The sequence below is a fragment of the uncultured Megasphaera sp. genome, assembly GCF_900539295.1.
Taxonomy (GTDB): domain Bacteria; phylum Bacillota; class Negativicutes; order Veillonellales; family Megasphaeraceae; genus Megasphaera.
Genome location: NZ_UQBH01000016.1, coordinates 42,333 through 50,271, shown reverse-complemented (window position 1 = coordinate 50,271; position 7,939 = coordinate 42,333). Strand labels below are relative to the sequence as shown.

Here is a 7,939-nt window from a genome sequence, read left to right as displayed (position 1 = left end):
CCTGCATATAGCTCTGGCAGAAACGCATGATTTCAGCGTCGGACTTGCCCGTCGGATCGAAGTCGGAACCGCCCTTAGCACCACCAATAGGAAGACCGGTCAAAGCGTTTTTGAAGATCTGTTCAAATCCCAAAAACTTGATGATGCCGGAGTAAACGTTTTTCTGGAAACGGAGACCACCCTTATAGGGCCCGATTGCGCCATTAAACTGGAAGCGATACCCAGTGTTGGTATGGTACCCGCCGTTATCATCCTGCCACACAACGCGGAAAGTGAATTGTCGTTCCGGTTCGACGAGACGATTGAGCAGGTCGAACTTTTCATATTCCGGATGTTTTTCAACGACAGCATCGAGGGAGCTTAATACTTCTTCGACGGTTTGGACGAATTCTGGTTCGTTGGCATGTTTAGCACGGACGTTTTCAATAACAGATTGCAAATACTTATTCATGTGAAATCACCTTTTATCTTCTTAGATTTATTAATACAGTGCTTTATAAATGCTATACACGTTATCATAGTCCAGTTTGACAAAATTATGAGCCATCAGTCTTCCCTGGTTTTCCATAACCGATTTCGCAAATTCTGCAAGTTCTTCTTCTTTAACACCGTATTCATGAAGGGCTTTCTTAGGAAGAATAACATTTAATAACTTTTCTAATTCTTCATACACATTTTCAGGTTTGCAATCCAAGATGTTTGCGATGAACCGGTTTAATTTAGCAATTTCGCCATCCGATTTAATCGACATATAGCAGTTCATAACACCGGTAAACATCGCATAATTCGATTCCCCGTGAGGAACATGGTATTTAGCCCCCAACGGATAACTCATCGCATGAACAGCAGCGCACCCCGGAATACTAAAGGCAATACCAGCCCAATTGCTAGCTAAAAGGAAATCCTTCATGAGCGGGACTCGTGCATCGATACCCTTATCTCTAATTTGCAGATATCCTTTAAGAATAAGTTCAATAGCATTATAGCTAAAGACCCTAAAGCTGTCACTGGAATCAGGAGATAATGCTGATTCTACAGCATGAACCAATGCATCGATTGAGCTCGTCGCAAAAACTTTAAACGGTAAAGTCTGCAAAAGCTGCGCAATAAGAACCGCCTTATCTGCATACATGGCTGCATCGGCAATCCCCTTTTTCGTATTTCGGCTGACTAATGCCATAACAGATACATTGGTAACTTCACTACCCGTTCCGCAGGTTGTCGGAATAAGAACCAATTCTTTTGCTTTTTCCGGTTTTATTTTCCCATCAAACAAATCCAATACGGGGCTGACCTGTTTTAAAATGAACAGTTTACATAAATCCATAACCGTGCCGCCGCCAATGCCGATAATGCGGGTAATCCCGTCAGGAATATCGTGGTATATAGCTTCAGCCATTTCGTCGGACGGTTCTCCCATCCCGTATTTTTCCTGGAAAATAACATGACACTTCAACCCTAAATCTTTGAAATTAGGATCAAAAATATATTGGTTCGTGATGATGAGATCACTAGTTCCAACTTTTAAATCTTCTGCAAATTCTTTACAGGTATCGTACGAGTAAATAGTCGGCTTTAACTGTAATTCGATCATAAAAACAACGCCTCTCTCTCTGTAGAAAAGATGCCGCCGCAAAATGCAGCGGCATCCAAACTCACCAGTGTATTTCCAAAAATTTTATTTTGCCAAACATCTCTGAATCGATTCTTCAAAAATCTTAAGACCTGCTTCCAACTGTTCATCGGTCATGACCAACGGAGCCAGGAAACGGATAACTTGTCCGTCAGAGCCTGCGTTTTCAACAAGCAAGCCATGCTGAGCTGTATCCTGAACTAACTTAGATACTAATTCGCCGTTCGGTTCTTTTGTAACAGGATCTTTAACAAACTCAACGCCTACCATGCCGCCAATGCCGCGAACATCACCGATAACCGGATATTTAGCTTTCCAAGAAGTAACCGTATCTACGTATTTCTTCCCAATTTCAAGAGAGCGTTCCGGCAGATGGTCACGATCCATAAGTTCAAGTACTTTCAGAGCAGCAGCACAAGCAAGTGCGTTACCGCCATAGGTACCACCAATTACGCCGCGAGGTACAGCATCAAAGATTTCTTTACGTGCCGTAACCATACTAAGAGGAACACCGCCAGCGATAGATTTAGCAGACGAAAGGATATCGGGCTGAATACCTGCTTCTTTCCAATATTCCGTAGCGAAGAGGCGTCCCGTTCTGCCGAAGCCAGACTGAACTTCATCGGCAATCACGAGAATCCCGTGTTCATCACAGATTTCACGTAATTTTTTAACCCATTCAATTGGTGCCGGAATGAATCCGCCTTCGCCCTGTAACGGTTCTAAAACAACAGCAGCTACATATTCAGCCGGGGAGGCCTGATCAAATACTTCATAAATGCTTTCAATGCAAAGGTCTAAATATTCTTTTTCAGACATTTCAGCCGGGCGGCGATAAATGTAGGGATATTTAGCGCGGTATATGCCATCAGGGAACGGCCCCATACCAACTGCATAGGCTTTTTTAGCTGTCATAGCCATCGTCATTACAGTACGGCCGTGGAATGCACCCGAGAAAACAATAATGTTCGGACGTTTCGTAAATGCCTTAGCAATCTTTACAGCATTTTCATCAGCTTCTGCACCACTATTGACAAACATGGTCTGTTTTTTATCCCCACGTACAGGAACACGTTTATTCATTTCAGCGGCTAATTTTACATAGCCATCATGTGTTACAACATTAAACATGCCATGGAAATATTTCTTCGTCTGTTCACGAATAGCTTCAGCAACTTCCGGATGAGCATGACCAACATTTAAAACACCAACGCCGCCAATCCAATCCAAGAAGCGATTCCCGTCCAAATCTTCAATAATCGCGCCCTGAGCTTCTTTCATTACAACAGGATAGCTGCAACGAATAGCATCCGGTGTTTCAATCGCACGCTGCTTTATAACTTCAGCATTTTTCGGACCAGGAACAGTAGCAGTGATAATTTTCGGTAATTCATTTGTTAACATAGGGTTACCTTCTTTCTTTTATTTAAAATTAAAATCATAACAAATTTGTTTTAGTTCATCTGATGAGATTGAATTTCTTCTCTGACCAATTCTTCGGTCCCAATCGGTACCGCTCCACTAGCTTCAGACAAATTCAAGCCTCTCGTTTCAGGAGCCATGAAAATACATGCTAAGAGTCCAATACCGAGAATACCAACCATCGTCATCATTGTCATCTGAATACCAAAAGCTTCTAAATAGGAAGGCAAGGCAAAGGTTCCGAGAATGGGACCAAAACGGCTAATAAACGTTGCCAATCCAACCCCGGCTGCACGTATTTCTGTCGGGAAAAGTTCATTCGGATATACCCAATCCAAAACATTGGCAGGGCCAGAAGCAATTGCATAAAGGGTAAACCCTGTAACAATAAGCCAAAACGGCGGTTCTTCCATAATCCCGAATACAAACAGTCCCAAAGCCATACCAACAAAGCTCCAAATAATGAGTGGACGACGACCAAACCTCTCGATAATAACTGCACCAAATACGACTCCGACAACGAAAATCATACCAATAACGGAGTTACCAAGCAGTAAGTCTCGGCCTTCAGTTAGACCAATTTCCTGCAATAATGACGGGCCAAAAATATAAATTGCAAACATGGGCAATACCTGTGTGGCCCAAAAAACACCTGCAAAAATAACGCGTTTCAAATATCTTGGTTTTAAAAGTTCACGATAAGAAGTCTTAACAGCCTTTTCTTCTAAAATGCTGATATCTGCATCAGGACCATAAATTTTATGGAAAACGGTTTCCGCTTCTGCTACCCGGTTTTTATTCATGAGCCAGCGAGGAGATTCCGGACAGTTTCTGCGCAAATAAATCAGGGCCAGTGCCGGAACAGCAGTGATTCCCAAGAGAATTTGCCAATTATATGCAGAATCATATACAATATAACCTACAATTTCACCTAACGTCATACCAGCGATCCACATAATCATCAATACGCCAATAACATATCCACGACGATCAGCGGGTGAATATTCAGACAGATACGACGTAACACTGGGATAATCAGCCCCAATAACCATGCCTAACAAAAAGCGACAGACAAACAACATTTCGGCGGAAGTGACAAACATGGATGCAATGGAGAGAATTGCCATTGCCAACGGAATGACCATGAAAGGCAGCTTGCGCCCCACCTTATCTGACAAATAGCCAAATATAGGAGCCCCGACTAATATCCCCATCAGTGCTGCCGAGCCAATTGCACCTTTCCAAAATGAATTGAGTTGTAAAATCGGTCCCAAATGAACCAACGCAGGCCCGATACAGGCAAGAATATAACCATCTAAAAAGTTGGTTCCCCCGCCTAAAAGAGTTAGTCTGTTTAAAAACGATCTAAACTCCTGGCTTTTTTCAACTGCGAACTCCAATATGATTCCCTCCTATCAAAAAGAATTAGATGTAAAAGATGACTTCATCATTCTTCGTACTTACAATGAAATCTCTGTTCAAATACCGAAATCAAGTCTTGCTTAAAATCCGGATGTGCGATTTTAATAAGTTCCGCAGCACGCTGCCGCAATGTACGCCCTTTAAGATGGGCAATGCCGAACTCGGTAACGACATAGTCTATATCATTACGCGACGTTGTAACAGCAGCACCTTCATCCAGCAATGGAACAATTTTTGAAATTTTACCGTGTCCGGCCGTAGACGGCATGGCAATGATGGCTTTCCCGCCTTTAGCACGTGATGCTCCGCGAACAAAATCGACTTGACCGCCGACACCGCTGAACTGTTTATAGCCGATCATTTCAGCATTGACTTGTCCCATCAAATCTACCTGCATCGCCGAATTAATCGAGATGATATTATCAATTTTGGCAACTACAAAGGGATCATTCGTATAATCAACAGGCTTCATCAAAACATCCGGATTGTTGTCTACGAAGTCATATAACTTTCTTGTCCCCATCAGGAAACAAGAAACGAATTTTCCCGGATCGATGGTCTTCTTTTTGTTCGTAATAACGCCTTTACGAGCTAAATCAACGACCCCGTCAGAAAACATTTCTGAATGGATGCCGAGATCTTTTTTATCGCCCAAGAAAGACAGGACTGCATCGGGAATCGCACCGATACCAAGCTGTAAGGTATCACCATCATGAATCAATGATGCGATATATTCACCAATCTTACGTTCCGTTTCACCGATTTTAGGCGGCTGAAGTTCAATAAGAGCTTCGTCTTTCTCTACGATATAATCAATATCTTTAAGGTTAATGCCGTTCCCGTAGGTATAGGGCATATTTTTATTAATCTGAGCAATGACCAATTTTGCCGATTCTGCTGCAGGCTGCGTATAGTCAACAGATACGCCATAGGAGCAATTACCGTCTTCATCAGGCTCACTCAACTGTAAGAAAACAACATCAACCGGCAAAGTTCCGTCCGTAAAAAGCTGAGGAGCTTCATGGAAAAAGCAGGGAGTATAGTCTGCACGACCTTCTTCAACTGCTTTTCGTGTCGAACCGCCTACAAACAGGGCATTATGTTTAAAATGCTTTTCCATCCCCGGTTGGCAATACGGAGCCTGTCCCATAGCAACCATATGGACGATTTCCACATTTTCAAGTCGATTGGCCTGACGAACCAATTCTTCCGTTAAAACTTGTGCTTCACCGCAAGCATGGGTAAAGACAACACGATTGCCGGATTGGACATGGCTTATCGCTTCTTCAGCCGATACAATCTTACCGGCATATTCTTTTCTCCAATCCATCACACGCACCTACTTTCTTGTAGATTGACTGCACGCCTGCAACGAAGGAGGAGCAGCCTAGTTGCAGGCATCAGTCAATATCTCATCTACTCATACTATATTATTCTAACTGTTCATTTTACTTTAAAAGCATAGTGAACAGCCGTCATCAAATATTATTCTTCAATCTGTGCAATAGATTTAGCCAGTTCTTTCTTCATGCGCAGGTTGCCTTGACGTGAGATCATGATACGCTGTGCCTGCGGCGAACCAGCACCGTGCATCGATTCTGTACGGTATCCGACAGCAGCTGTACCTAAGCTGAGGTTTTCAATGAGGCGCAAAATTTTAAGACGGTTTTCAGTCGATACGGAATTAACACCTCTGAGGTATTTGTCAACATACGGCCCAATCTTAGGATCACGAAGGTCTTTTTCAGACGGAGCTGTAACCATCAGGCCACCGGCGATATCTTCAGCCAAACGGACGATTTCATAGGGGAAACGCGTTACATTCTGTTTGCAGACGTTAGCTAAGAGCAAATCGATAAGATAGTTTCCGGCTTCTGTTTTCGTTCCCAATGCCGAGCAAGCAATCCCGCAGGCAAAGAGTGTTTCATTAAGGTGCTGCATTTCAATAATCTTATCCTTAACATGGGAAGCTTTCGGGCAGCCATTGTAATCAGCTGCTACAGCAGCAGCCCCGATGAGGACGTCGCCTACACCGACTTTACAGCCGCCATAAGATTGACGATGATATCCGGCAAAGCGTTCTACAAGAACTCCGGCAAATTCATATTCGCCATTGAGATAGATATTTTCATTCGGAATAAATACGTTATCAAAAATAACCAATGCTTCCGTGCCACCAAATTCAGGATTGCCCGTATCCATGGGAGCGCCTTCCATCTTACGAGTATCGCAGGACTGACGGCCAACAATCATGAAAATACCTTCTGCATCCGTGGAGCAAGAGAAACATACAGCATAATCTTTGTCATCTTCACCCATGGAAATAGTCGGCATGACGATAACTTCATGAGAATTAATGAAACCGGTCTGATGTGCTTTAGCACCGCGAACGACGATACCATCCGCGCGACGTTCTACAACATGAAGATACATATCCGGATCTGCCTGAGCATGAGGAGCTAAACCGCGGTCACCTTTGGGGTCGGTCATAGCGCCGTCTACCGTAAGATCTTCTTCTTGTACTCGTTTCAGGAAATTCATGAAGTTGTCATGATATTTCGTCCCGTATTTCTTATCCGTGTCATAAGTCGTGGAGAACACAGCATTAAAAGCATCCATACCAACACAGCGCTGGAAGCAAGAAGCCGTTTTCTGACCGCAAAGACGCTGCATTTTTACTTTATTCATTAAATCCGTCGTGCTCTGATGGATGTGAGTAAAGCGGTTAACACGTTCACCGGTATAGGGAGAAACAGCCGTCATCAGTTCTTGATATTCCGGTTGCTGAGCCAAATCATAGGTCATACGAACGGAGTTCATAGACGGACGGAGAATCGGATCATCAGCAGGACAGGAAACCTTCTTCCCAAACATATAGACCTGTAAATTTTTCTTTCTCATACTTTCGATGTACTGTTCGCCTGTCATTAATGCCATAATAAATCATCCTTTCTACTTATCTTATAATAAATTCTTGACAATTGATTCACACGATAGTGTGCTTTGCCTATAGTAAGAGCAAAAATTGTGCCAAGTTAACGGTTATGAGAAAAAATCCGTATCATCTTTCCCTAAAATCATAGTATCCATCTCATTTAAATTGATTTTTATTTTTTTAGCAAAAAAATAGTTCATTTTTTCACATTTAACAATCAATTATATTTACCTCCTTTTTAGTTTCATTTTTAGAACAATTCTCTGCGATCGATGTTTTAAAAATGAAACACTGAATTAATGTGCCATTATCGGAACATTAATTCAATAAAACCGAATGTCTTAAATATATTTTTCCTGTATTTTTTTAATTATAACTAGTAAAACGTTTAATTATCCACTCCTTATATATATACCTTGCACTCACATATCATTTTCCTGTATCGAATATATATTATTTTTAGAAGTATTTTTGATTATACATATACTTAGCAAAATAAAAATAGTGAAATTTAGCACTATTTTTCA

6 protein-coding genes are annotated in these 7,939 nt (G+C 42.1%); all 6 read right to left on the bottom strand.

What is annotated here, in order from left to right:
- Positions 1–451 (bottom strand): Glu/Leu/Phe/Val dehydrogenase dimerization domain-containing protein (locus QZQ46_RS06780; RefSeq protein ID WP_296828209.1); only part of this gene is annotated, 451 nt, incomplete at its 3' end.
- A gap of 30 nt (positions 452–481) precedes the next feature.
- Complete coding sequence (locus QZQ46_RS06775) at positions 482–1,594, bottom strand: 4-hydroxybutyrate dehydrogenase (protein ID WP_296828207.1); 1,113 nt, start codon at positions 1,592–1,594, stop codon at positions 482–484.
- 84 nt (positions 1,595–1,678) lie between these two features.
- Complete coding sequence (locus QZQ46_RS06770; protein ID WP_296828205.1) at positions 1,679–3,037, bottom strand: aspartate aminotransferase family protein; 1,359 nt, start codon at positions 3,035–3,037, stop codon at positions 1,679–1,681.
- Positions 3,038–3,087: 50 nt separating this feature from the next.
- On the bottom strand, positions 3,088–4,455 hold the full coding sequence (locus QZQ46_RS06765; protein ID WP_296828203.1) for an MFS transporter: 1,368 nt from the start codon (positions 4,453–4,455) through the stop codon (positions 3,088–3,090).
- Positions 4,456–4,502: 47 nt separating this feature from the next.
- Positions 4,503–5,807 carry an acetyl-CoA hydrolase/transferase family protein gene (locus tag QZQ46_RS06760; protein ID WP_296828200.1) on the bottom strand — a complete coding sequence of 435 codons (1,305 nt, stop codon included), beginning with the start codon at positions 5,805–5,807 and terminating at the stop codon, positions 4,503–4,505.
- Positions 5,808–5,962: 155 nt separating this feature from the next.
- Positions 5,963–7,414, bottom strand: coding sequence for a 4-hydroxyphenylacetate 3-hydroxylase family protein (locus QZQ46_RS06755; protein WP_296828198.1), 1,452 nt, complete (start codon positions 7,412–7,414; stop codon positions 5,963–5,965).
- Between the last annotated feature and the right edge of the window lie 525 nt (positions 7,415–7,939).